26 protein-coding genes are annotated in these 22,267 nt (G+C 35.3%); 23 read left to right on the forward strand and 3 right to left on the reverse strand.

Annotated features, from left to right (window positions below; translation table 11 throughout):
- Window positions 1-25 precede the first annotated feature (25 nt).
- The 5 genes from LWE_RS04045 to LWE_RS04065 all read left to right on the forward strand — a co-directional run bounded on the left by LWE_RS04045 (window position 26) and on the right by LWE_RS04065 (window position 2,959).
- Window positions 26-481, forward strand: a complete 456-nt coding sequence (locus LWE_RS04045) for a hypothetical protein (protein ID WP_041176320.1) — start codon at window positions 26-28, stop codon at window positions 479-481.
- Between the two features lie 16 nt (window positions 482-497).
- Window positions 498-893 carry a sigma-70 RNA polymerase sigma factor region 4 domain-containing protein gene (locus tag LWE_RS04050; RefSeq protein ID WP_011701630.1) on the forward strand — a complete coding sequence of 132 codons (396 nt, stop codon included), beginning with the start codon at window positions 498-500 and terminating at the stop codon, window positions 891-893.
- 73 nt (window positions 894-966) lie between these two features.
- Window positions 967-1,179, forward strand: coding sequence for a helix-turn-helix domain-containing protein (locus tag LWE_RS04055; RefSeq protein ID WP_041176321.1), 213 nt, complete (start codon window positions 967-969; stop codon window positions 1,177-1,179).
- A 283-nt stretch (window positions 1,180-1,462) separates the two neighbouring features.
- A complete protein-coding gene (locus tag LWE_RS04060; RefSeq protein ID WP_011701632.1) occupies window positions 1,463-1,747 on the forward strand; it encodes a DUF3173 family protein in 285 nt (94 codons plus the stop codon).
- A gap of 51 nt (window positions 1,748-1,798) precedes the next feature.
- On the forward strand, window positions 1,799-2,959 hold the full coding sequence (locus LWE_RS04065; RefSeq protein WP_011701633.1) for a tyrosine-type recombinase/integrase: 1,161 nt from the start codon (window positions 1,799-1,801) through the stop codon (window positions 2,957-2,959).
- 186 nt (window positions 2,960-3,145) lie between these two features.
- Here the strand turns inward: LWE_RS04065 and LWE_RS04070 are convergent, their stop codons facing one another.
- Window positions 3,146-3,787 carry a MurR/RpiR family transcriptional regulator gene (locus LWE_RS04070; RefSeq protein ID WP_011701634.1) on the reverse strand — a complete coding sequence of 214 codons (642 nt, stop codon included), beginning with the start codon at window positions 3,785-3,787 and terminating at the stop codon, window positions 3,146-3,148.
- 309 nt (window positions 3,788-4,096) lie between these two features.
- Here LWE_RS04070 and pfkB point away from each other — a divergent pair, with 309 nt between their 5' ends.
- From pfkB to LWE_RS04125, 11 genes are all read left to right on the forward strand, one after another.
- A complete protein-coding gene (gene pfkB / locus LWE_RS04075) occupies window positions 4,097-5,026 on the forward strand; it encodes a 1-phosphofructokinase (protein ID WP_011701636.1) in 930 nt (309 codons plus the stop codon).
- Window positions 5,027-5,243: 217 nt separating this feature from the next.
- Window positions 5,244-6,251, forward strand: coding sequence for a tagatose-bisphosphate aldolase (gene lacD / locus LWE_RS04080; RefSeq protein ID WP_011701638.1), 1,008 nt, complete (start codon window positions 5,244-5,246; stop codon window positions 6,249-6,251).
- 118 nt (window positions 6,252-6,369) lie between these two features.
- Window positions 6,370-7,338, forward strand: coding sequence for a dihydroxyacetone kinase subunit DhaK (locus tag LWE_RS04085; protein WP_011701639.1), 969 nt, complete (start codon window positions 6,370-6,372; stop codon window positions 7,336-7,338).
- Window positions 7,339-7,355: 17 nt separating this feature from the next.
- A complete protein-coding gene (locus LWE_RS04090; protein ID WP_011701640.1) occupies window positions 7,356-8,030 on the forward strand; it encodes a YczE/YyaS/YitT family protein in 675 nt (224 codons plus the stop codon).
- The gene (gene dhaL / locus LWE_RS04095; protein ID WP_011701641.1) at window positions 8,030-8,602 is read left to right on the forward strand and encodes a dihydroxyacetone kinase subunit DhaL; all 573 of its coding nucleotides are present in this window, start codon (window positions 8,030-8,032) and stop codon (window positions 8,600-8,602) included. Before LWE_RS04090 ends, dhaL begins: the two co-directional genes overlap by 1 nt.
- Complete coding sequence (dhaM, locus tag LWE_RS04100; protein WP_011701642.1) at window positions 8,599-8,970, forward strand: dihydroxyacetone kinase phosphoryl donor subunit DhaM; 372 nt, start codon at window positions 8,599-8,601, stop codon at window positions 8,968-8,970. The genes dhaL and dhaM overlap by 4 nt, the downstream gene beginning before the upstream one ends.
- A 376-nt stretch (window positions 8,971-9,346) precedes the next feature.
- Window positions 9,347-10,048, forward strand: a complete 702-nt coding sequence (locus LWE_RS04105) for a carbonic anhydrase (RefSeq protein ID WP_011701643.1) — start codon at window positions 9,347-9,349, stop codon at window positions 10,046-10,048.
- Between the two features lie 67 nt (window positions 10,049-10,115).
- Entirely contained in the window at window positions 10,116-10,658 is a 543-nt protein-coding gene (locus LWE_RS04110; RefSeq protein ID WP_011701644.1) for an HD domain-containing protein, read from the forward strand.
- Window positions 10,659-10,795: 137 nt separating this feature from the next.
- Window positions 10,796-11,668, forward strand: a complete 873-nt coding sequence (locus LWE_RS04115; protein ID WP_011701645.1) for an ROK family protein — start codon at window positions 10,796-10,798, stop codon at window positions 11,666-11,668.
- An 83-nt stretch (window positions 11,669-11,751) separates the two neighbouring features.
- Entirely contained in the window at window positions 11,752-12,678 is a 927-nt protein-coding gene (locus tag LWE_RS04120; RefSeq protein ID WP_011701646.1) for a nitronate monooxygenase, read from the forward strand.
- 72 nt (window positions 12,679-12,750) lie between these two features.
- Window positions 12,751-12,939, forward strand: a complete 189-nt coding sequence (locus LWE_RS04125) for a hypothetical protein (RefSeq protein WP_011701647.1) — start codon at window positions 12,751-12,753, stop codon at window positions 12,937-12,939.
- A 73-nt stretch (window positions 12,940-13,012) separates the two neighbouring features.
- On the opposite strand, the gene LWE_RS04130 is transcribed toward LWE_RS04125, so the two are convergent.
- Complete coding sequence (locus LWE_RS04130; protein WP_011701648.1) at window positions 13,013-13,417, reverse strand: VOC family protein; 405 nt, start codon at window positions 13,415-13,417, stop codon at window positions 13,013-13,015.
- Between the two features lie 223 nt (window positions 13,418-13,640).
- Between LWE_RS04130 and LWE_RS04135 the strand changes: the two genes are divergently transcribed.
- The 4 genes from LWE_RS04135 (at window position 13,641) to LWE_RS04150 (ending at window position 18,473) form a co-directional block, all read left to right on the forward strand.
- Window positions 13,641-16,265, forward strand: a complete 2,625-nt coding sequence (locus tag LWE_RS04135) for a cation-translocating P-type ATPase (protein ID WP_011701649.1) — start codon at window positions 13,641-13,643, stop codon at window positions 16,263-16,265.
- 14 nt (window positions 16,266-16,279) lie between these two features.
- The gene (locus LWE_RS04140) at window positions 16,280-17,131 is read left to right on the forward strand and encodes a hypothetical protein (protein WP_011701650.1); all 852 of its coding nucleotides are present in this window, start codon (window positions 16,280-16,282) and stop codon (window positions 17,129-17,131) included.
- 111 nt (window positions 17,132-17,242) lie between these two features.
- Window positions 17,243-17,800 (forward strand): GNAT family N-acetyltransferase, encoded by a 558-nt coding sequence (locus LWE_RS04145; protein ID WP_011701651.1) that lies wholly within the window; start codon window positions 17,243-17,245, stop codon window positions 17,798-17,800.
- 16 nt (window positions 17,801-17,816) lie between these two features.
- The gene (locus tag LWE_RS04150) at window positions 17,817-18,473 is read left to right on the forward strand and encodes an EGFR-like transmembrane domain-containing protein (RefSeq protein WP_011701652.1); all 657 of its coding nucleotides are present in this window, start codon (window positions 17,817-17,819) and stop codon (window positions 18,471-18,473) included.
- Between the two features lie 24 nt (window positions 18,474-18,497).
- Here the strand turns inward: LWE_RS04150 and LWE_RS04155 are convergent, their stop codons facing one another.
- Window positions 18,498-18,887 carry a MerR family transcriptional regulator gene (locus LWE_RS04155; protein ID WP_011701653.1) on the reverse strand — a complete coding sequence of 130 codons (390 nt, stop codon included), beginning with the start codon at window positions 18,885-18,887 and terminating at the stop codon, window positions 18,498-18,500.
- Window positions 18,888-19,006: 119 nt separating this feature from the next.
- Between LWE_RS04155 and LWE_RS04160 the strand changes: the two genes are divergently transcribed.
- The 3 genes from LWE_RS04160 to LWE_RS04170 all read left to right on the forward strand — a co-directional run bounded on the left by LWE_RS04160 (window position 19,007) and on the right by LWE_RS04170 (window position 22,210).
- A complete protein-coding gene (locus LWE_RS04160; RefSeq protein ID WP_011701654.1) occupies window positions 19,007-19,831 on the forward strand; it encodes an aldo/keto reductase in 825 nt (274 codons plus the stop codon).
- Window positions 19,832-19,923: 92 nt separating this feature from the next.
- Window positions 19,924-20,892 (forward strand): winged helix DNA-binding domain-containing protein, encoded by a 969-nt coding sequence (locus tag LWE_RS04165; protein ID WP_011701655.1) that lies wholly within the window; start codon window positions 19,924-19,926, stop codon window positions 20,890-20,892.
- 40 nt (window positions 20,893-20,932) lie between these two features.
- The gene (locus LWE_RS04170; protein ID WP_011701656.1) at window positions 20,933-22,210 is read left to right on the forward strand and encodes a hydroxymethylglutaryl-CoA reductase, degradative; all 1,278 of its coding nucleotides are present in this window, start codon (window positions 20,933-20,935) and stop codon (window positions 22,208-22,210) included.
- Window positions 22,211-22,267 lie beyond the last annotated feature (57 nt).

The raw sequence follows: 22,267 nt of genomic DNA on the forward strand, positions 1-22,267 counted from the left end.
TATTTAGTATGTAGGAGGGATTTTTATGCTCAGTATAGAAGAGGAAAAAAGAATTATTTATGAACTGATGCGAGAACTAATTATAGAACGGAGGGAACTAAGTAAACATTATTACGAGCTCAAGCAACAGTTAGATGACTTAGGTAATAGTAATGATTTATTAGTAAATAAAGAACATAGACCTATGTCTGTACTTGAAAAAGAAAAAATAAGGGATAGTGATTATATTCATCGAAACAATAAAAATTCTCATCATATATCATTTGATCGCATATCTAAAAATATTTTGTCTGTTTTAAAAGAGAGTCCAGTACCATTGAGCAATAAACAGATAGCAGAGAAATTAACAACTGGATACGAGCTAAATGTTAGTTACTCAAATTTGACAAATAACATTTTACCCAAGATGTTAAAGGAACGATCACTTCCAATAGAAAAAGCATATCGTGGTTATTGGCAATATCGTTTGTCAAAATTATAAAGGGAGGATATACGGCATGAAAACAGAAATGGATTTCACCTATATCTTTATCTGCTATGTCTCTGTTACCCTTCAACGCCAAGCGACTGCTTTTTATAAAAAACAGGGTAAATTATTTAGTTATGAGTCACTAGAATTTATTGAGTCAAAAGAAATGGAGGAAGCAATACAATACCAATATGGAAATAAGCAATTAACTCCCGAAAAACTAATTGAATTAGAATATAGAAACGAAAAAATTTATACTAGTTTAGCTTCATTAACAGAAGTAGAACAGTATATTTTAAAAGAAAAGCACGTGAAACAACGATCTGATGCATCAATTGGAAAAGACATGCAAATTAGTGGACAAATGGTTTCTAGAAAAAAGCGTCAAGCGTATGCCAAACTGAAAAAGTTACTTTCATTGTAACAAAAGAACACCGCAATAAATCTCCACCTTGAACTTTTCAATCCCTTAAATTAAAAGTTAAGGTGGAGTGAATATGGAAAAGAAGAATTTAGTTCCGCTTATTCGCTTGGCTCAACAAGGAGATAAGCAGGCGTTACTTGAACTGTTTTTAAACTTTGAACCTTCAATTATTAAACATTCAATACGATATTCAACTTTTATCAATGAGGATTGTTACCAAGAGTTAGCTACTCAATTTATCATAGCTGTTCAATCGTTTGATTTCAGTAAATATGAAGATAAATAAAAATGAAGCAGGAATTTTGAAATTTAGGTTTCAAAGTTTCTGCTTCTTGCTATTTACTCTATGAAGGCGAAAATAATGCCGATTGTTCCTTGAAAATTGAATACTGAACTTTTAAATTACGTTTGCTGTTACCAGAGCTACAGCGTGACTACGCCACGACTTGAATGAGCGATATTTAGTTAATGCAGGATTTGATTTAGGTAATCAAGTTGCAATGATGGTGACAGAAGATAATGATACTTCCGCAAGGCTCCCGTGGACTGAGGAGAGGTGAAATTCCTATGTGCTTTACCTAAAGCGATTTAAAAGTGATAGATTTGGACTCTTTCCTAACAATATTCGTTTAAAGCGAGGCGAAAAAATCATGCAAGCATGTTTTGAAGCTATGGTAGGTTGTAAAGAATTAATTGAATTAGGATTTAAACCACATCAAGCAAAACAAATTATACGAGAATGTAAAGAGTATTTAGCCCAAGTAGAAGGAATAGATTTTTACTATAATCGTCAAGTCAGCATTGTACCAGCGAGAGTTGTTGAAAAATTATTCAATATACAAGTGTCGGGATAAGTATTATAATGAGATTAGGCTCATTATTCTCTATCCTAACGAGGAGAATATATGGTAAAAATTAACAATATATATCAAGATAAGAAAACAAAAAAATGGTTCTTTCGTGCATATCTAGGAACAGATATGGATGGTAAAAAAATCCAAAAAACAAAAAGAGGATATGGATCGCAAAGAGATGCTAAGAGAGGCTATGACCAATATATGCTTACTCATGGATTTCATCAAACTTTATCTTCACATCTAAGTTCTGCTAGTCAAATGACTTTTGAAGAATTCTATCGAATACGTTTTGTTAATTGGTATGAAAAGCAAGTAAAAAGTCAAACATTCGAGAACGCCCAGTTCATTTTTGAAAAGAAAATGGAGTATTTCTATCGAATGCGAATAAGAGATATTAGTAGTCAGGATATTGAGGATTGGATGCATGAATTAAGCCAAACAGCGACTAGAAATTCTAGGAAACAAGAAGAAATCACAACATTGTCTAGAACCTATATTAATCGCATTCTAGGACATCTGAGAATTATTTTGAATCGAGCTGTTAAAGAAGGTTTGATTGAGCGAAATCCAGTAGATAGCGTGTCTTATTTCCCAAAAGAAAATAATAAAGTTGAATTTTGGGAAATTGAAGAGTTTCAAAAAGTGATGGCTATGATTCCTGAAAATTCTATTCAGAATCAACATAGAAAAATCATATATGAAATGCTTTTCTATACTGGACTACGAATTGGAGAACTTCAAGCTTTGTCTTGGGAAAATGTTAACTTTGAGAAAAATCAGATAACAGTTGAGAAGACACTTATCTATCAAGGTAAAAACGATTGGTACTTTTCTACACCTAAAACCAATAAGTCTTATCGAACTATTAGTATTGGAAAGACTCTCAGTAAAAGATTGAAGAAGTGGCAAGAACTACAAAGAATGATTGGAAACTTTGAATACATGTCGCAATTAGACGGAACATTTACGCCATCCTATTCGTTTTCTAATTGGTTAAAGGACTCTGCAAGAAAAGCTGGTGTCATTCCAATTAAGCTTCATGCCTTACGACATTCTCATGTAGCCTTGTTAATCGACCAGAATATTCAACCGCTTGTGATACAAGAGAGATTAGGACATGCGAATATACAGATTACTTTGGGAACATATGGACATCTTTATGCGAAGTCTGATAGCCAAGTTGTTGATGTTCTGGACAAGATAATCTGAATAAAGCAATCTCAGGAATAGTAAAAGTAAACCAATTGTTCTGAGTTTTCCAATATTCTACCAATGCTGTTAAGAATGTTGATATATCAACGGACTTTACCCATTATTTCCTGTTTAAGATGTATCGGAAGTAATTGATTTTCAATGAAAAATGGTAATAATTTATAAAATGTAAAAAACTCTCTATTAATTAATAGGGAGTTTTTTATTTTCATGATGTTTATTCATTCGAATCACATATGAATCTAGTAAGATTCGTGCAATTACAGATAATGGTAAGCGAGAACGAACTTCGTAATCTGGGAAAAAGGATATTTCTGATTTGAAACCTACTAAAACCAATTCAGAAAGCATGGAGAGAGGGCTTTCTTTATTTGTTGTAATTGTAATAGTTCCAATTTCTTTATTATAGCAATTTTTAGCAGCATCTATAAGTTCTTCCGTCTCTCCATTTAAGGAAACGAAAATTACTGTATCCGTTTTTTTTAGATGTTGGCTCATAATTTTAATGATATTCGGATCTGTGTGTAGCTCACAATATTTATTAGCCAATTGAAACTTTATTTTCATTTCTTCAGCAATAAATTCAGAAAATGCTCTTGCAAAAATAATGATTCTTTCAGAGCTTTCAATTTTTTGTATAGCATCTTCAATGACGCCAGTGTTAATCATGTTTAATGTTCTTATAACCTCTTGCTCATTTTTTAGGATAGAACTTTTTATTTCAGTATCAATTTTTTCAACATTTGAAAAATTAATGGTAGTGTTTTGTTCATCTTTCAAATGGTGTTTAAAAGCAGTAAAGCCTTCATATCCTTTTTTCTTCATTGTTCTAACAATAGTCGAAGTAGAAACATTGGCTAATTCACTTAACTAACAATAGAAAGGTTTGGAATTTTATTTATATTTTTTGTTATAAACTTCCAAAGATATTTTTCTGTTTCACTTAATCTGGAATCCATTATGTAACTCCTTTCACTGTATATCTATATTGTAATTTTAATAATCTAGAAAAGCAACTTTTGATTTTAAGTAAATTATTTACTTAGAAAAACTTTTCAGCATTTTCAGCTGATTTAGAAAACATTTTCATATGAAAACGATTCATAATGTAGATATAGATGGGAGGGGAGAAAGTTGTCCAAGATTTATACATGTACCTTAAATTTAGCCATTGATTTGTTTATAGAAACTGATTCTTTGAAACCATTTGTTGTTAATCGTACAAAAGATGATGATATTCAGGCAAATGGAAAAGGAGTAAATGTTTCTCTTGTGCTAAAAATGTTGGGTATTTGTAATACTGCATTAGGCTTTAAAGCTGGCTTTACTGGTCAGTATATAGAAGATTTTCTAAAAGAAAAAGAAATTAGCAGCGATTTTATTGAAGTACCAGGTTTAACAAGAATTAATGTTTTTACACAAGTTAATGATGCTCAGGAAGAATTTAAGCTAGTCAACAAAGGTCCAGTAATTCCAAATGAAAGTATTCACCAATTTTTAAAACAAATTGAACAACTGAAAGCAGGAGATTTTCTTTGTGTGTCAGGTAGTTTACCTAGGGGGATTTCTCAAGACATATTAGTAGAAATTGCTCGACGTTGTTACAATCAAAAAGTTTCTTTGGTAATAGATAGTAGTTATCAAGAAGTGTTGGAATGTCTAAAATACAAACCTTTTTTACTAAAACCAAATGAAGAAGAACTTGCTACTTGGTTTAATGTTCCTATTAACTCCAAAAAAGATTATTTATACTATGGAAAAAAACTTTTAGAATTAGGCGCCCAGAATGTATTACTTTCTTTGGGTGGAGAAGGAGCCTATTTATTTAGCGGCAATTCTATATTGTATGGAAATTCTCCTAAAGGTAAGGTAGTGAATACTGCATGCGCGGGAGATACTTTGCTAGGAACTTTTTTAGGCGGTGTGTTAAAAAAAGAATCTTTATCTATGACACTAAAGAAAAGTCTGGCAGCAGGTAGTTCAACTGCATTTAGACAAGGCCTAACTGATTTTTCAGATGTAGAAATATTAGAACAAGAAATAGCCATTTATAAAGAAACATAAGATTTTCTCCATAAATAAATAGATGAAACGGCCTTATATTCTACTTTAAAAGTACAAATACAATTGTTCTTAATGGTTCTTTCACACACAAAAACGACTTCGAACCAAATACTTAAATATTCTTTTCAAGTTGCGCGGTCACGTATTTTATCTATTTCTGCAACTATTGAAAAAGAAACTAGTAATATTTTTTTAGAAAAAATGGAGGTTTAATCAAATGAAAAAAATTAGTATCAATCGATTACAAAAATTAAAGAATACAAGTAATGACAAGGGGATTATTGGTGCGTTAGCAATTGATCAGCGCGGTGCTTTGAAAAAAATGATTAATAAATATAAAGATTCGACAGATAAAGATATTGAAGATTTCAAGAGATTGGTTTCAGAAGAATTGACGCCTTATGCAACATCCATTTTGTTAGACCCTGAGTATGGATTACCCGCAGCGAAATCACGTTCTAATAGTGCAGGGTTATTGTTAGCTTATGAAAAAACTGGATATGATGCAACAACCCCTGGCCGTTTACCAGATTCTATAAACATTTGGTCAGTTAAACGTCTAAAAGAAGCAGGAGCAGACGCATGTAAATTTTTACTTTATTACGATGTCGATGAAAGTAATGAGATTAATGATCAAAAGAAAGCCTATATGGAACGCATTGGCTCAGAATGTGTGGCAGAAGAATTACCGTTCTTTTTGGAATTAATTTCTTATGATGCAACCATTCCTGATGCTAATTCAAAAGAATACGCTAAAGTGAAACCACATAAAGTCAATGAAATGATGAAAGAATTTTCGAAAGAACGTTATAATGTAGACGTTTTAAAAATGGAAGTGCCTGTAAATATGAATTATGTTGAAGGTTATGGTAAAGAAGTAGTTTATTCTCGGGAAGAGGCTCTAAAATATTTCAAAGAACAAAGTGATGCAACCGATTTACCATTTATTTTCCTTAGTGCAGGTGTTAGTGCTGAATTATTCCAAGAAACACTGTACTTTGCTAAAGAAGCAGGTTCTACTTTTAATGGTGTATTGTGTGGCCGTGCAACGTGGGCAAATGGCGTAGAATCATTCGTTACAAAAGGAGAAGAAGCGGCACGTCAATGGTTACAAACGCAAGGGCGTAAAAATATTGAAGAATTAAATGCGGTATTAGCAGAAACAGCAAGTTCTTGGCATGCAAAAATTCAAGCAAATGAAACCCAAGGATCTCGTTTTTCTTAAAATAATAATCCTAAGAATGTTGGTATTCAGATATTCTTAGGATTAGTTTAAAATAGCTATAAATTCTTATAGAATAGAATATTGTAAGCGCAATAAAAATTAAAAAGGAGGAATTATAGTGCTTAATAAATTACGTAACCGCCATGTATTGATTGATAACACAGAAGATATAATTAAAAAAGAATTGCTTGGAATTATTAAAACAAGACCTAACTATTATGAATTAGTAGATGATGAATATGGTTTTGGCTTAATGTTAAAAAATCTGAATCAAGATAAAGTTGGCGTTATAGCTTCAGGAGGCGGTGGTTTAGGTCGTTTATTTCCCGCTGTGGTACATGAAAATTTAGCTGATGCAGTAAGCGCAGGAGAGATGGATACTGCCCCTAATTATTTTACTATTTATAATTTAGCTAAAAAAATTAATACAGGTAAAGGTGTTATTCTTTTGACAAACAACTATAGCGGAGATGTCATGAATAATGAAATGGCCCAAGAAATGCTTGAAGCAGATGGAATTCCTGCAACCATTTGTAAAGTAACAGATAATTTCTTTAGTTCTAAGGAAAAAAACAAACGATCAGGTTTGTCTGGAATTTTGACACTGATTAAAATTGCTCAAGCAGCTGCAAAAAAAGGATTAGACTTAAAGGAAGTTACGAGAATTGTTGAAAATGCGAATCAAAAACTAATTTCTGTAACTGTAATGGCTAGTGAAGAAGGCGTTCTTATGTATGGCAAAGGACTAGCTGATGAGCCCGCTAAATTTACTAGTGATTTTTCAGGTGAAAACGATTTGATTAAAGAACTTAGTAATTTTGTCATTGAGCAGATAAAAGAAGATTCTACTAATAAAATTTCCATTCAATTAAATACAATGAAATATACTTCTTATATTGAAGGCAATGTTTTACTAAATGGGATAATGGATTATTTTTCTAATGAAGGATTCGATGTTGTTTTAGCTAATGTAGGTGGATATTATGACATGTTTAACTATCCAGGAGTAATTTTAACAGTATTATCAGTAGATGAACAGACACTAGAATTTATCAAACCTGTCACAAATTATGATTACACAATATAGAAAAAGGAGAGATTAATATGAATTTAAATAAATACAATTTTCGTAGCATATTTTCATCAGCTTTAGGAATAATCATTTTATCATTAGGGATTTCTATTAATAAAGGTTCAGTCTTAGGAATGGATACGTATACAGGAATGAATACAACAGTAGCTGATTACTTTAATATGTCACTCGGTAATTTCCAACTGATTTTAAATGTTATTCTGTTGTTATCTATGTTTGTATTTGGAAGATATCTCTTAGGTTTAGGTACGGTTTTAAACATGGTTTTTGTAGGTTATCTAGTTGATTTCTTTTTGAAAATGTTTGATGGTACGATTTTATCTTTTGATGTAGAAAAATCACTTTGGATTAGATTTTTATTATTAGTAATTGGTACGATTATTCTTTGTTTAGGGGCATCTTTATATATGACTGCTGATTTGGGTGTTGCTCCTTATGATGCTCTAGCGATTATGATGTCTGATCATATTGAAAAACTTTCATTTAGTGTCGCTAGAATTATCACTGATGTGGTGTGTGTTATTGTAGGATTGATTTTTGGGACAGTATTAGGTTCTTACCCATTTGGAACAATTATAGGAATTGGTACGGTTCTAACAGCTTTTGGTACGGGTCCATTTATCGGTTTCTTTAATAAAACAATATCAGCTTGGATTGTTGGTAAAGGTAATAAGGAGGCTGAGTGATGGTAACTGTAAATTGTGAGTTTATGAAAAATTGGATTTCAGCATGGACGGAAGATTTATTAAACAACACTGATTATTTAAATGAATTAGATACCCCAATTGGTGATGATGATCATGGAACCAATATGGAACGTGGAGCAATAGCGGTGCGAGAAGTATTGACACAGGAGTTTGATAATCCACAAGAATTAACTAAAAAAATTGCTATGGCTTTACTCACGAAGGTTGGAGGAGCTTCAGGTGTTATTTATGGAACTGCTTTTTTGGAAATGAGTAAAGAAACAGAGTTATCCTCTATGATTAATGCTGGACTTTCTGGAATAGTAAAGCGTGGCAAAGCTGAAGCGGGTGATAAGACACTCCTAGATGTTTGGATTCCTGTATCAGATTTTATCAAACAAAAATCTTTAACGGATGAACAAATTCAAGATGCCGTAGAGGCAACAAAACCTATGCTTGCTAAAAAAGGTCGTGCAGAATTTGTGGGAGAGCAATCTATTGGACATATTGATCCAGGTTCAGTATCTAGCGGTTATTTATTTAAAGCTCTAGCCAAAGAGGTAAATAAATGAGTCAGTATGGTATTGTGATTGTTTCCCATGTCCCTGAAATTACATCAGGAATAAAGCGTTTAATCGAACAAGTGGCAAGCAATGTATGTGTGACTATTGCAGGCGGAATAGAAGATAATGATATAGGAACTAGCATTGAAAAAATTAATCATGCAATGGAAGCTAATAGTGCAAGTGAGCTTCTTGCATTCTACGATTTAGGTAGTGCAAAAATGAATCTTGAATTGTGTTCCGAATTAACAGAGAAAGAAATACATTTATTTAATGTGCCTATTGTAGAAGGAGCTTATTCAGCAGCGGCTCTGGCAGAAGTTGGTGTTTCTATTGAGGAAATTAGTAAACAACTCCAAGATATCATTATTAAATAAATAGTCAAAGAGGTTTAGTATTTTTACTGCTAAACCTCTTTTTTTACTAAATAAATTGCTTGAAAAGTATTTCTGCATTAGTGTTTTCCTTTTGTAGTTAAAATATCTGTTATAATTAAGGCAATAAAAAGATATAAAATAAATGCTATTATGATGCAGACATCCAATAATGGAAGTAACGATTAGTTCAAAGAAGTTATTAAGGATGATATGAAAAATATTTATAATTATTATGCACCAAAAACAAAGCCACCAGTATCTTCCCACCAGTTCGCACTAAAGTCGAAACACGAACATTAAGCAAATAACTTGTGGAATTGATTAGCTATCCGCTAAAATAATGTTACGCAATTTTTTTCGAAAAGGAGAAATGGTTATGACTAAGGAGAAAGTGTTATGGGGTTACGATGAGAAGACTGGGCCAGAAATGTGGGGGCATATCTGCTCTGACTTTGAAATCGCACATACTGGGAAAGCACAATCGCCAGTAAATATTGAACAAGCTGATGTGGTAAAATTAAAGCCATCAACAATGAAATTCTACTATAAAGAAACAGATTATACGATTAGAAGAATTGAACAGTCTGTACATGTTTTTCCGCATGATAAAGAACAAGGGTTACGCTTTAATGGCGAATATTATCCACTTGTATCATTCCATGCCCATATTCCGGCGGAGCATTTGTTAGATGGGTATATTTATCCAATTGAATGGCATTTCGTTCATGAAAAACCAGATGGTACAACGCTTGTAATGAGTGCTTGGATGGAAATTGATAACACTAATAATGTGGAATTTAAAGATTTACCGACGTATTTCCCAGAAGTGTTTGCAGATTTTGAGACAGAACGGGAAATTACTTTAGATGTGAATGAATTTATGCCAGAAGAACGTGTTTTCTATACATATCAAGGTTCGCGTACAACACCACCTACTGTAGAGGGTGTAACGTGGATTGTATTAAAAAATGCGAAGACACTTGGCCAAGAAGATTTCACTGAATTTGAAAAAGCCATTGGCAATACAAGTCGACCAGTACAAGACTTAAACGGTCGTGAAATTACTTTTTATAATTAAAAAACTAGAAAGCCTTGCTCGAATCTTGTATAGTATAGACATAGATTCTGAGTGGAGGCTTCTTTTTATGTATGAAAAAGCGAGACAAATGATGATCGAAGCGCATACTGGACAAGTTCGCAAGATTACTGGCGAGCCTTATTTTTCGCATCCTTTAAATGTAGCGAGAATATTGCGCCGTGCTGGGTTTCAGGAGGCGGTTGTTATCGCGGGCTTATTACATGATGCTGTAGAAGATACGGAGATGACCGACCAGGATATTCGCACGACATTTGGCGATAAGGTTGCAGATTTAGTAGCTTCTCATACAGAAAACAAGGCTTTATCATGGGAAGAACGAAAAGCGCATACAATAGAACAAGTGCGCACTGGAAGTTTAGAAGAAAAAGCGTTAATCGTTGCAGATAAATTAGATAATTTAACCTCTGTCAAATATGCTTTAAGCTCAGAAGGTAAGTCTGTCTGGAGTTATTTTAACCGTGGCTATGATCAGCAAAAATGGTACAATGAAGGCATTAAAAATAATATGGAGTTTGGTTTAAATCCATCGGAAATTCCTGCTTTCTTTGATGAATATGCGCGCTTAGTGAAGTGGATTTTTAAGAAATAAAATTTTAACTTAAATTATCTGTCAAATTAGGTATTTAGAATTAAAATAATAAGTTTTTAGAAAACAGCTTCCTTTTCCAAGGAAAATATTGTAAAATGAAAGCGTTATAAAACTGACAAGAAGGGAAGTTTTTTTGAATGGTTTATGGAGCAATTGAAGCAGGCGGTACTAAATTTGTTGTCGCTGTTGGCGAAAAATCAGGTAAAATTATTAAACGCGAAAGCTATCCGACAACGGAACCAGCAGAAACGATGAAGGCAGTCATTCAATTTTTTAAACAATATGAAGATGAATTAAAAGCCATTGGGATTGGTTCTTTTGGGCCGATAGATATCCGGAAATCAAGTGCAACATACGGATATATTACGCAAACGCCGAAACTTGCATGGCGAAATTATGATATCGTTGGCGCAATGAAAAAAGAATTTAATGTGCCAATTGGATTTACTACAGATGTTAACGCGGCAGCTTTAGGAGAAGTAAGTCTAGGTGCAGCAGCTGGTTTAGACAGTTGTATTTATTTAACTATCGGAACTGGAATCGGCGGAGGAGCGGTGGTTTCTGGTATAATTCTAGAAGGCTTCTCTCATCCTGAAATGGGCCATATTATGGTGCGTCGTCATAAACGCGATCGCTTCACAGGTAGTTGTCCTAGTCATAGTGACTGTTTAGAAGGGCTTGCGGCAGGTGGAGCTATTGAAAAACGCTGGGGGCAAAAAGCGGTTGAACTCGCAGATAATGAAGAAGTGTGGAATTTAGAGGCGCATTATATTGCTCAAGCTTTAATGAATTATACACTTATTTTATCGCCCGAAAGAATTGTTTTAGGTGGTGGCGTAATGAAACAACGCCAACTTTTCCCACTTATTCGTCAAAAGTTGAAAGCACTCGTTAACAACTATGTGCAACTACCAGACTTAGATGAATATATTGTTCCTCCAAAACTAGAAGATGATGCTGGAATTACAGGCTGTGTCTTACTCGCAGTGGATGCAGAAAAGTCTAATTAATAACGAAAACAGCTCTAGTTAATAGGGCTGTTTTTTGATATACTAAATTGTGATAAAACAAACAAGAACGCAGGAGGAAAAAGATGTCCATTACGAATTTATTAAATATTAAATATCCCATTATCCAAGGGGCCATGGCGCAAATTGCCAAAGCTCCACTTGTTGCGGCTGTATCTAATGCAGGTGGTTTAGGAATTATCGCTTCTGGCGGAATGACTGCTGAAATGCTACGTGAGGAAATTAAAAAAACAAAAGCACTGACTGACAAACCTTTTGGTGTTAACTTAATGTTAATGATGACTAATATTGCAGAATTAACCGAAGTAATTATTAAAGAAAAAGTAGGCATTGTTACAACTGGAGCGGGGACGCCAAAAACGTTCATGCCAATTTGGAAAGAAGCTGGCATTATTGTGATTCCAGTAGTCCCTTCAGTTATGATTGCTAAACGCATGGAAAAAATGGGTGCAGATGCAGTGATTGCAGAAGGAACAGAAGCAGGCGGACATGTTGGTGAAACAACTACGATGGCGCTTTTACCTCAAATTGTCGATGCAGTAACAATCCCAGTCATTGGCGCAGGAGGAATTGCAGATGGCCGTGGAATTGTTGCAGCACTAGCTCTAGGTGCAAAAGGAGTCCAAATCGGCACACGCTTCTTAGCAACTGATGAATGTCCGGTACATCCAGATTTTAAAGCCGCAGTAATTAAAGCTTCCGACCGCGACACAATGGTTACCGGCCGAAAAACAGGCGCCCCAGTTCGCTCAATTAAAAATAAAATGATTAAAGAATATATCCGCTTAGAAGAAGAAAATGCCGATCGTGATACTTTAGAAGAACTAACTTTAGGCTCTTTACGAAAAGCAGTTCAAGAAGGAGATACAGAAAACGGTTCTGTAATGGCTGGTCAAATCGCTGGCTTAATTACAGAAATCAAACCTTGTAAAGCTGTTATGGAAGAGATGATGACAGAAGCGAAAGCGGTTATAGCTGGGTTGCAATTGTAACATTGTATAAATATAACGATCAAAGTAGATTTTTATAGTTAAAAAATATTTCTCTATCTAAGAGGTGACTGAATGAAACAAGTTATAAATGATACTTTATCGGTTTTTGGGATAGTATTTATTGTTTTGATTATAGCATCTTATTTTTTCCCAATTGGTGAAATCATCAATGATGCGCGGTCTTTTCTTATCTTCTTTTTCCTTGTGAGTATTTTAGGGAAATATCTATTGAACCAGAAAAGAGAAAAAAACAAACAATAAAATCACCATTAAAAAAGTTGTGTCAGAAATCTTACTGACACAACTTTTTATAGTATTAGTACAAAATCAATGTTCACTCAAAATTCAGTTGCCAAAACACGCCGAACTGATCCGTGACTTGCGCATAAGTCGATCCCCAGAATGCTACTTGAAGTTCCATTTCCACTTTTCCACTAGAACTTAAAGTTTCATAAGCATAGTTAATATCATTTTCAGATGCAAAATTAATCAGGATAGTCACACGATTGCCAATTGTAAATCCATCATACGGTGCATCAGTAATATAAATAAATTCTTCCCCATTTTTAGCTAAGCGACTATGCATCAACCGTTCACCAAAAATAGCATCACCATCAAAATTATTCATTTGTTTAAAGCGCTGGACGTTAGTAATATCGGCCTGAAAAACATCTGCATAAAACGTTAGAGCTTCTTGACCTTCACCATTAAAAACTAAATATGGCACTGCGAACGACATATTATCCTCTCCTTCGTACTTGATAGTTCTAGTATATGTCTAATTTACTTTTAAGTCATGCTTTTATAGAATGAGGATTTGTGAAGAAAGTAAATTACTTGCAAAAAAACGTGATATATTATACAATTACTTTAAGAAACTAGCAATATTTCAATAAATATTTTTTTGCAATAAAATAAAGTAAGTACTTGCTTTTGGGAGTAAGTGCGTAGGAGGTAGATGTATGCTTTGGGTAAAAGAGTCAGTCGAGCAACTTCTCAGCAAACTACACACAAATTTAGACACAGGGTTAACAAAAGAACAGGTTAAACAAAAACATACAGAGTTTGGAACGAATGAGTTTGAAGAAGGAAAGAAAGAAACACTTCTTCAAAAAATTGGTCACCATTTGATAGAAATCACAACGATTGTTTTACTTTTTGCAGCGGCAATTTCTGCTTATTTAGCCATTACAACTGGATATGGTTGGGCGAAAGTGGTTGTTATTTTAGGAATCGTAGTGTTAAATATGGTGCTAGGGATTTACCAGGAAAACAGTGCCGAGAAAGCACTCGCGGCTCTTCAAAGTATGAATGCACATTTAACGACAGTTGTTCGTGATGGGGTTCGGATGCAAGTAGATGCAGCAGAATTAGTGCCTGGAGATATTATTGAGATAGTTGCAGGCGATATGATTCCAGCAGATGCGCGTATTATTTCTAGCAGTAGTTTGCAAGTCGAGGAATCGGCACTTACAGGCGAAAGTGTTCCAGTTGAAAAAGATGCAAACGCGGTTGTTTCGGAAAAAGCACCGATTGGCGATAGGTTGAATATGCTTTACTCGGGCTGTCTTGTAACAAATGGTCGCGCTACAGCAGTTGTTGTAGAGATTGGAATGGAAACGGAGATGGGGAAAATTGCTGGGCTTTTAAACAGCACCTCTAAACTAATGACACCATTACAGCTGCGCCTAAAAGAATTAGCTAAACGACTTAGTATTGTAGCACTTTTAGCAGGTATTTTAATTTTTATCATTGATGTTTATGTGTATGGTGAAACGATTATTGAAACATTGATGATTGCGATTTCTCTCGCTGTAGCAGCGGTTCCTGAGACGTTACCGGTAATTGTAACATTAACACTTGCTTATGGGGTTCAAAATATGGTTCGTAAAAATACGATTATCCGCCGAATTCCTGCAGTAGAAACAATCGGAAATACTTCGGTTATTTGTTCAGATAAAACAGGAACATTAACACAAAATAAAATGATTATCCAACAAATTTGGGCAGCAAATCATACGCCAGTGAAAGCAACGACGGGGTTTGAGTCTGCAGAACAAAAAGTGTTAGAAATGCTTAGTCTTGCTAGTAACGCGACAATTGATATAACAGATGGCGAGGAAACCATTATTGGCGACCCAACCGAAAGCGCAATTATTCGTTTGCTAGAAGAAAAAGGAACAAATAAAAAAGCATTAGAAGCTAAATATCCTCGCGTGTTTGAACTTCCTTTTGACTCAGATAGAAAGCTCATGACGACGATTCATCAAGTAGAAGACGGATTTCTTTCTATTACAAAAGGTGCTTTTGACCGCATTCCAGTAAATTTTTCACCAGAGTTTTTAAAAGAGGCAGAGCAAGTGCATGATAGTTTTGCAGAAAAGGCATTACGGGTGTTAGTTGTTGCCTATAAAAAATATGCAGAAATGCCGACGGATTTGTCTAGTGAGGCACTTGAGACGGATTTAACTTTTGCGGGCATGGTGGGGATGATTGATCCTCCAAGGCCAGAAAGTAAAGCTGCTGTGTTAGCGGCGAAAAAAGCGGGTATTAAGACTGTAATGATTACTGGTGACCATATTGTAACGGCATCGGCAATCGCAAAAGAAATTGGAATTTTAACAGATGAGGATAAGGCAATTACTGGAGCAGAACTTGCCGAAATGTCAGAAGAAGATTTAGAGAAAAACATTAGAGATTATGCGGTATATGCTCGCGTTAGTCCAGAAGATAAAATTAGAATTGTCAAAGCTTGGCAGAAAAATGGTGAGATTGTTACGATGACAGGAGACGGTGTGAATGATGCACCGGCCTTAAAAGCAGCAGATGTAGGCTCAGCGATGGGAATCACAGGAACAGATGTATCTAAAAATGCTGCAGATATGGTTATAACAGATGATAATTTTGCAACGATTGTAGATGCTGTCAAAGAAGGACGTACAGCCTATGAGAATATTCGCAAAACGATTTACTTTTTATTAAGTACTAACTTTTCACAAATATTTATTATGCTGATTGCGATTATTCTTGGTTGGGGTGCTCCGGTTGTCGCTGTTCAGTTGCTATTAATTAACGTGGTATCTGACGGAATTCCGGGCTTCTTCCTGAGTCGTGAAAAAGCTGATGATTCAATTATGGAGCGGAAGCCAATTCCGAAAAATGCTGGTATTTTTGCCAATGGACTTGGTAAGAAAATGGCAACACAAGCTGTTGTTTTCACTGTTGTCACGTTAGCTGGATTTTATATTGGCCAGTTTGTAACGATAAATCAGTCGATTGGTGCAAGTTATGAAGTAGGTATGACAATGGCATTTGTAATTCTAGCTTGGTCATCAGTCGCACACATTTTCAACGTACGAAGCGATAAGTCGATTTTCACTATTGGATTTTTATCAAACCGTGGCTTATTCTTTAGCGCGATTTGTTCGATGTTGATTATTCTAGGACTTGCGATTATTCCACCGCTTGCAAACATGTTCTTCTTAGTAGAGATGAGTTTAACACACTGGATTGTGGCATTTATTCTCTCGATGTTCCCACTCCTATTCGTGGAAATTCAAAAGCTTATTCAGCGAAAAAAAGCATAAAGGAGGGCAACTATATGAACGAGACTCAAAAATTGGTAGCCGCATCTTTAGAACGTAACTTTGGAAAAGATATTGGCACACGTTATGTAGGAAATGAAAAAGCGCAACTACGCGCTGAAGAAGTAATTGAGGAAATTGCAATTGTTATCGCACCACTTGTGGAACAACTAGGAATCGAGAGTAAAACCGTGAAAAAAACGATTCCCTTTTTATATGAACTTCAAAAAAATCAATTTTGTGATATGAGTGCTTATCCGTATCCGCTTCTTCTAGTCAATGGAACGAGCGCAGATACAGAGAAATATTGGCGTGATTTACCAACCTACTGGACAGATGATGCAAATAAAATTGTTCTACCATATGTTTTAGAACATATGAAAAATAATAAAGTACGTCAAAAACTGTTGGCTTTCCACGCATGGCTTTTAGGGGAAGTAGCTGAAATGAACGAAGAGCTAGGTGCAGCTTTTCGTGTGAAATTGGTATTTGAATCTGATATGCGTATTCGTTTACGGGTTTATGAAGTAGAACAAATTGCAGTAGAGGTTCATTTTTTAGATAATCATGATACAGAACAACAACATTTAGGCTATGACGTCAGTTTGGACGCAGAACTAGAAGTAAAAGCCAGATTATTACTTCGCCAAGGGATTTTAACAGAAAATTTAGGATTAGAAGCACTAAAAGCTTATATTAAATCCGTTTTACCGATTGCGCATAACTTGGAAACTCTAAAGCAACTAACAGGAGAAGAGACGAAAAAACTCACTAAATTATTAATGCAAGAGGAACCAAAAATTATGGAAGACACAGATTTAACTAGCAAAGCATTAGATTTCTTACAAAAATTAGCTCCAAAGAAATAAGAATAAAATGCTATTTGGAGAAAATTATTCCTAAATAGCATTTTATTTTTGCAAGTGAGATTGAAAGAATAGTAAAATGATACAATGAAATGAGAAATGAGGATGTAAAAATTGATTCGACAAGCCAAAAAATCAGACGCGCCTAAAATTGCGCCACTGTTACTCGTAATATGGAAAGATATGGAATTACCAATTTTAGAAGTAGAAACAGAAGAAGCGATTACTAATGCGTTAGTAGAAGCGATTCAAACAGAAGATTATCGATATAGCTACAGACATCTTCATGTGTTTGAAAAAGATGGCGATATTGCCGGTGTTTTAGCTGGCTATCCAGGGAAGATCGAACCTGATATCGACCATGCTTGGAACGCGATTGCGAAAAAACATGGGATTACTTACGATGCACCAATTTTTGTTGATAAAGAAACATTTCCGGGTGAATGGTATTTAGATTCTATTGTCACAAACGAAAAATATCGCGGCCACGGGGTTGGAACAGCTTTACTGGCTAAATTAACAGAAATTGCTGCCAAAGATGGCGAAAAAGTAGTTGGTTTAAATTGTGACAAAGGAAACCCACATGCAAAACGTTTATATGAACGATTAGGATTTCACGTGACTGGGGAAATCACGCTTAGTGGTCACAACTACGAACACATGCAAAAATAAGAAATGAGGCAAACCAATGAAAAAAATAATTTTCACTATAATGCTTAGTTTGATATTAGTTCTTGCAGGTTGCGCGGATGTCACTAACACCGTGAAAGTAGATAAAAAAGGGGAAGCAACGATCTCGTTCGATGTCGATATTTCGACTGTCGCTGGAATTTTTGCATCAGGCTATTCAAATGAACTGGAAGCAAAACTAAAAGAAGCTGGATTTACAGTAGATAAAAAATCAAATACAAGCTATCATATCGAAAAGAGACTAGATAAAAATGAAACGACAAAAAGCAATATGAAACCAGAAGATTATGGTGTGAAAATTACGAATACCAAAAGTTTCTTCACACAGAAAATCAAAGTGGATGCAGATATTGACATCGAAAAAATTTGGAAAAAAGAAGTGGCGGATGTCGCATTTCCAAAAGAAGTACTAAGTCAGATTGATTATACGTTTATCTTAGATTTGCCGGTTTCGACAATTGGAGATAATAATGCCAAAAGCGTTGATGGTGGAAAGCTAACTTGGGATGTGCCACTTGATAAAAAATCTGAAATGTATTTTGAAGTCACTGTGCCGAACGTGAAAAATATTGCGATTGTTGGTGGAATCTTAGTTATAGCAATCATTGGTTTGGTTATTTATCTTATTAGAAAACACCGGAAAAAGAAAAAATGACTATAATAAAAAAGAGTGAATCAGTTAGCTAAGCTGATTCACTCTTTTGTTTACTTCTTGCTCTAACTCTTCATAACAAGCTAATTTTTTCTCGATTTTCTTAAATGCTCGATCTAACTCTGCTTGCCGACGATACATGTCTGCTTGATGTTCTTTAAGTACCGCAATACGTTCTGTTACCGTTTTGTCCCCGCATTTCGTTAGTTCTACAATTTCCTTTTGTTTAGCTAGGGGCATGCCAGTGACGCGTAAACAAGTGAGCAATTCGAGCCAGTGCAAAGCATCATTATCAAAAATCCGATTATTATTTTTGTCACGCGCTAGAAAAGGAATTAACCCTTCTCGTTCATAATAACGAATTGTATAGGCGCTTAAACCCGTATGCGCGGAAGCTTCTTTGATAGTTTGGTGCACTATAATCACCCCTTTTTTCTTAATCATAGCATCTTGAAAATCGAAAAGCCAAATGTTTGCCTTCGAGTGCACTCTAAGGTGTATAGTAAACGTGTTATTACTTTTAGGAGGCGGATAAATTGAACTTAAAAGATACAGTAAAACTTGCAAATGGTGTTGAAATGCCCCGTTTAGGATTTGGCGTATGGAAAGTGAAAGACGGCGACGAAGCAGTAAATTCTGTTAAATGGGCAATCGAAGCTGGTTATATTAGCATTGATACAGCAGCTGCATACAAAAATGAAGAAGGCGTTGGTCAAGCTATTAAAGAGTCCGGCGTTAAAAGAGAAGACTTGTTTGTAACAACGAAACTTTGGAATGCAGAACAAGGTTATGAATCCACATTAGCTGCATTTGATGAAAGTTTACGTAAATTAGAACTTGATTATGTAGACTTATATTTGATTCACTGGCCAGTAGAAGGTAAATTCAAAGACACTTGGCGCGCTTTTGAAAAATTATATAAAGATAAACGCGTTCGCGCAATTGGCGTTTGTAACTTCCACGAACATCATTTAAAAGAATTAATGGAAGATGCAGAAATCGCTCCAATGGTTAACCAAATTGAATTACATCCACAATTAACACAAGAACCATTACGTAAATTCTGTGCGGAAAACAATATTGTAGTGGAAGCTTGGTCCCCACTTGGTAACGGTAAACTTCTTGCTAACCCTGAAATTAAAGCAATTGCTGATGCACATGGTAAATCAGTTGCACAAGTTATTCTTCGTTGGGACTTACAAATTGGTGTCGTAACGATTCCAAAATCGGTCCACCAAGAACGTATTATCCAAAACGCGGATATTTTCGATTTCGAATTAACAGAAGAAGAAGTAGCAAAAATCAGCGGATTAAATAAAGACGAAAGAACTGGCCCAGATCCAGATAATTTCAATTTCTAAAATAAAAAAGTTGAGATCCCTTCCAACGTTTCATATTGGAAGGGATTTTTGCTATGCTTTTATGCTACAATAAATGAAAAAAAGAGGTTAACATGGAACCTAAAAAAATTATTGAAAACCGCTTTTTTAATCAAAAATTAGCAGAATCAGCATGGGTAGCTTCCCCCGAAGAAGTGGTATTTCATTTTGGCGCAATGCAGTCTCAAAATTACTCGCAATCGTTGTGGGCTGTTGGGAGTAGGTTAATTACCCCAAGCGAGCTAGCTGTTAAAAAAGCAATTGATAATGGTGAAATTATCCGAACGTGGCTTTTACGAGGAACGATTCACCTTTTTTCTGCACGTGATTATCACTGGATGATGGATTTAATTGCACCTACCATAGATAAAATTTGTAGACCACACCGAAAAAAATTAGGTTTAACAGAAGAAATTCTTAGTAAAGCTTCTGAAGTTGTAGAAACCTTCGTTGCAAAAGAAGTAGTGACTAGAAAAGAGTTAGCAAACCATTTAGCTGAAAACAATTTACCAAATGCAGGTATCCCGTTTGCGCAATTATTGGTTTATTTAAGCTCACGGAAAATTATTTGTTCAGGACCAAATGAAACTTTTAGAAATATAGAGCTTATACCTAAACAAACGCATATTTTTACGAGAGAAGAAGCTGTACAAGAATTAGCTAAGCGCTATCTTCAAAGTCATGCACCAGCCACTTTAAAAGACTTTTGCTTTTGGTCTGGTTTAACTGTGACTGATGCAAAAATGGCTTTGGCTAACTTTACTAAAGAAGATGAATTCTATTTAAATGAATTGACTAAAAATGTCATTTCCACTCGTCAAATCCCTCTTGCGGGTTTTGACGAGTGGATTATCGGATACAAGGATCGCTCTATTGTTTTGTCTGAAGCGTGGCAGGATGAAATCATTACTAAAAATGGTATTTTTCGACCAGCGATTATTTCAGATGGTCAAGTTGTGGGTAAATGGGAAAAACCTAAAAAACAAATAGAACTACAAGGAGAATACTGGGATCGTTACATCCAGTTTCGGAATATGCTATAGTCAAGTATGCAGAGAAATTTTAATTTGAGGTGATTATGCAATGCAATCTTTTGATAAATTTTATAAAAAAACACTAGAAGAACGTCAAGTAATTTTGGCAGAATATGCTAATCTAAATGAGGAGGAACAAGCCTTTTTAGCTTCTACGGGGGCACTTTCGTTTGATAAAGCAAACCATATGATTGAAAATACAGTCGGAATTTATTCGCTTCCTTTAGGCTTAGGGATGAATATGCTTTTAAATGATAAAAAATATATCGTACCAATGGCGATGGAAGAGCCTTCTGTTGTTGCTGCTCAAAGTTCAGGCGCTAAACTAATCGCTCAAAATGGCGGAATTACAAGTACTGCAACTGACAGAAAAATGATTGGACAAATCGAACTAATTACCGTGCCAGATGTGGAAGCTGCAGAAGAAAAAGTCATTGCTAATCGAGAGAAACTTATTGCCATTGCCAATAATGCCCATCCATCTTTACTAAAACGAGGCGGGGGAGCTGTAGACTTACAAGTACGTACTACCAAAACCGCGAGTGGTGAAACTTTATTTATCATTCATTTACTTGTAGATACGCAAGAAGCAATGGGCGCCAACATGGTAAACACAATGGTCGAAACATTAGCCCCGGAGCTAGAAATACTGACTGGCGGGGTAGCAAATATGCGAATATTATCCAATTTGGTAGATGATGCGACTGCCACAGCCACCTGCCGCTTGTCCCCTGAAAGCTTATCGACAAAAACGCAAAGTGGCGAATGGGTACGTGATCGAATTATTGCAGCTTATGAATTTGCAGATGCAGATATTTACCGTGCAGCAACTCATAACAAAGGAATTATGAATGGGATAGATGCCGTAATTATGGCTTTTGGAAATGATTGGCGTGCAGTGGAAGCAGCAAGCCATGCCTATACTGCCCGGACAGGAAGCTATAAGCCCATGTCTAAATGGTCAAAAGATGCGGATGGGTACTTGATTGGGGAATTAACTTTACCGATGCCAGTTGCCTTTGTTGGCGGTTCTATAGCGATTCATCCAATTGCCACTCTCTCAAAAAAAATCGCGCGAGTAGAATCAGCGAAAGAACTGGCTATGTTGGTATGCGCAGTGGGCTTAACGCAAAATTTAGCCGCTTTAAAGGCGCTCGTTACGGAAGGCATCCAGCGTGGACATATGTCACTACAAGCAAAATCTCTCGCAATGACAGCGGGTGCAGAAGCAAATGAAATCGAACAAGTTGCCCAATTTTTACAAGAAACGAAACAATTGAATGTGATGGCAGCTAAGAAATATATTGCTGAATTACGAACAAAATAAAGCGAATATCAGGTGAGGAGCGGGATTTTATATATCGTTATTGTTTTGTTGGCCATA

The organism is Listeria welshimeri serovar 6b str. SLCC5334 (genome assembly GCF_000060285.1).
GTDB lineage: Bacteria > Bacillota > Bacilli > Lactobacillales > Listeriaceae > Listeria > Listeria welshimeri.

Bases quoted from the DNA above. Each gene is read 5' to 3' on its own strand.
- LWE_RS04045 (WP_041176320.1), top strand. From the start codon at position 26: ATGCTCAGTATAGAAGAGGAAAAAAGAATTATTTATGAACTGATGCGA.
- LWE_RS04050 (WP_011701630.1), top strand. From the start codon at position 498: ATGAAAACAGAAATGGATTTCACCTATATCTTTATCTGCTATGTCTCT.
- LWE_RS04055 (WP_041176321.1), top strand. From the start codon at position 967: ATGGAAAAGAAGAATTTAGTTCCGCTTATTCGCTTGGCTCAACAAGGA.
- LWE_RS04065 (WP_011701633.1), top strand. From the start codon at position 1,799: ATGGTAAAAATTAACAATATATATCAAGATAAGAAAACAAAAAAATGG.
- LWE_RS04070 (WP_011701634.1), bottom strand. From the start codon at position 3,787: ATGAAGAAAAAAGGATATGAAGGCTTTACTGCTTTTAAACACCATTTG.
- lacD (WP_011701638.1), top strand. From the start codon at position 5,244: ATGAAAAAAATTAGTATCAATCGATTACAAAAATTAAAGAATACAAGT.
- LWE_RS04090 (WP_011701640.1), top strand. From the start codon at position 7,356: ATGAATTTAAATAAATACAATTTTCGTAGCATATTTTCATCAGCTTTA.
- dhaL (WP_011701641.1), top strand. From the start codon at position 8,030: ATGGTAACTGTAAATTGTGAGTTTATGAAAAATTGGATTTCAGCATGG.
- dhaM (WP_011701642.1), top strand. From the start codon at position 8,599: ATGAGTCAGTATGGTATTGTGATTGTTTCCCATGTCCCTGAAATTACA.
- LWE_RS04105 (WP_011701643.1), top strand. From the start codon at position 9,347: ATGACTAAGGAGAAAGTGTTATGGGGTTACGATGAGAAGACTGGGCCA.
- LWE_RS04110 (WP_011701644.1), top strand. From the start codon at position 10,116: ATGTATGAAAAAGCGAGACAAATGATGATCGAAGCGCATACTGGACAA.
- LWE_RS04115 (WP_011701645.1), top strand. From the start codon at position 10,796: ATGGTTTATGGAGCAATTGAAGCAGGCGGTACTAAATTTGTTGTCGCT.
- LWE_RS04120 (WP_011701646.1), top strand. From the start codon at position 11,752: ATGTCCATTACGAATTTATTAAATATTAAATATCCCATTATCCAAGGG.
- LWE_RS04125 (WP_011701647.1), top strand. From the start codon at position 12,751: ATGAAACAAGTTATAAATGATACTTTATCGGTTTTTGGGATAGTATTT.
- LWE_RS04130 (WP_011701648.1), bottom strand. From the start codon at position 13,417: ATGTCGTTCGCAGTGCCATATTTAGTTTTTAATGGTGAAGGTCAAGAA.
- LWE_RS04135 (WP_011701649.1), top strand. From the start codon at position 13,641: ATGCTTTGGGTAAAAGAGTCAGTCGAGCAACTTCTCAGCAAACTACAC.
- LWE_RS04140 (WP_011701650.1), top strand. From the start codon at position 16,280: ATGAACGAGACTCAAAAATTGGTAGCCGCATCTTTAGAACGTAACTTT.
- LWE_RS04150 (WP_011701652.1), top strand. From the start codon at position 17,817: ATGAAAAAAATAATTTTCACTATAATGCTTAGTTTGATATTAGTTCTT.
- LWE_RS04165 (WP_011701655.1), top strand. From the start codon at position 19,924: ATGGAACCTAAAAAAATTATTGAAAACCGCTTTTTTAATCAAAAATTA.
- LWE_RS04170 (WP_011701656.1), top strand. From the start codon at position 20,933: ATGCAATCTTTTGATAAATTTTATAAAAAAACACTAGAAGAACGTCAA.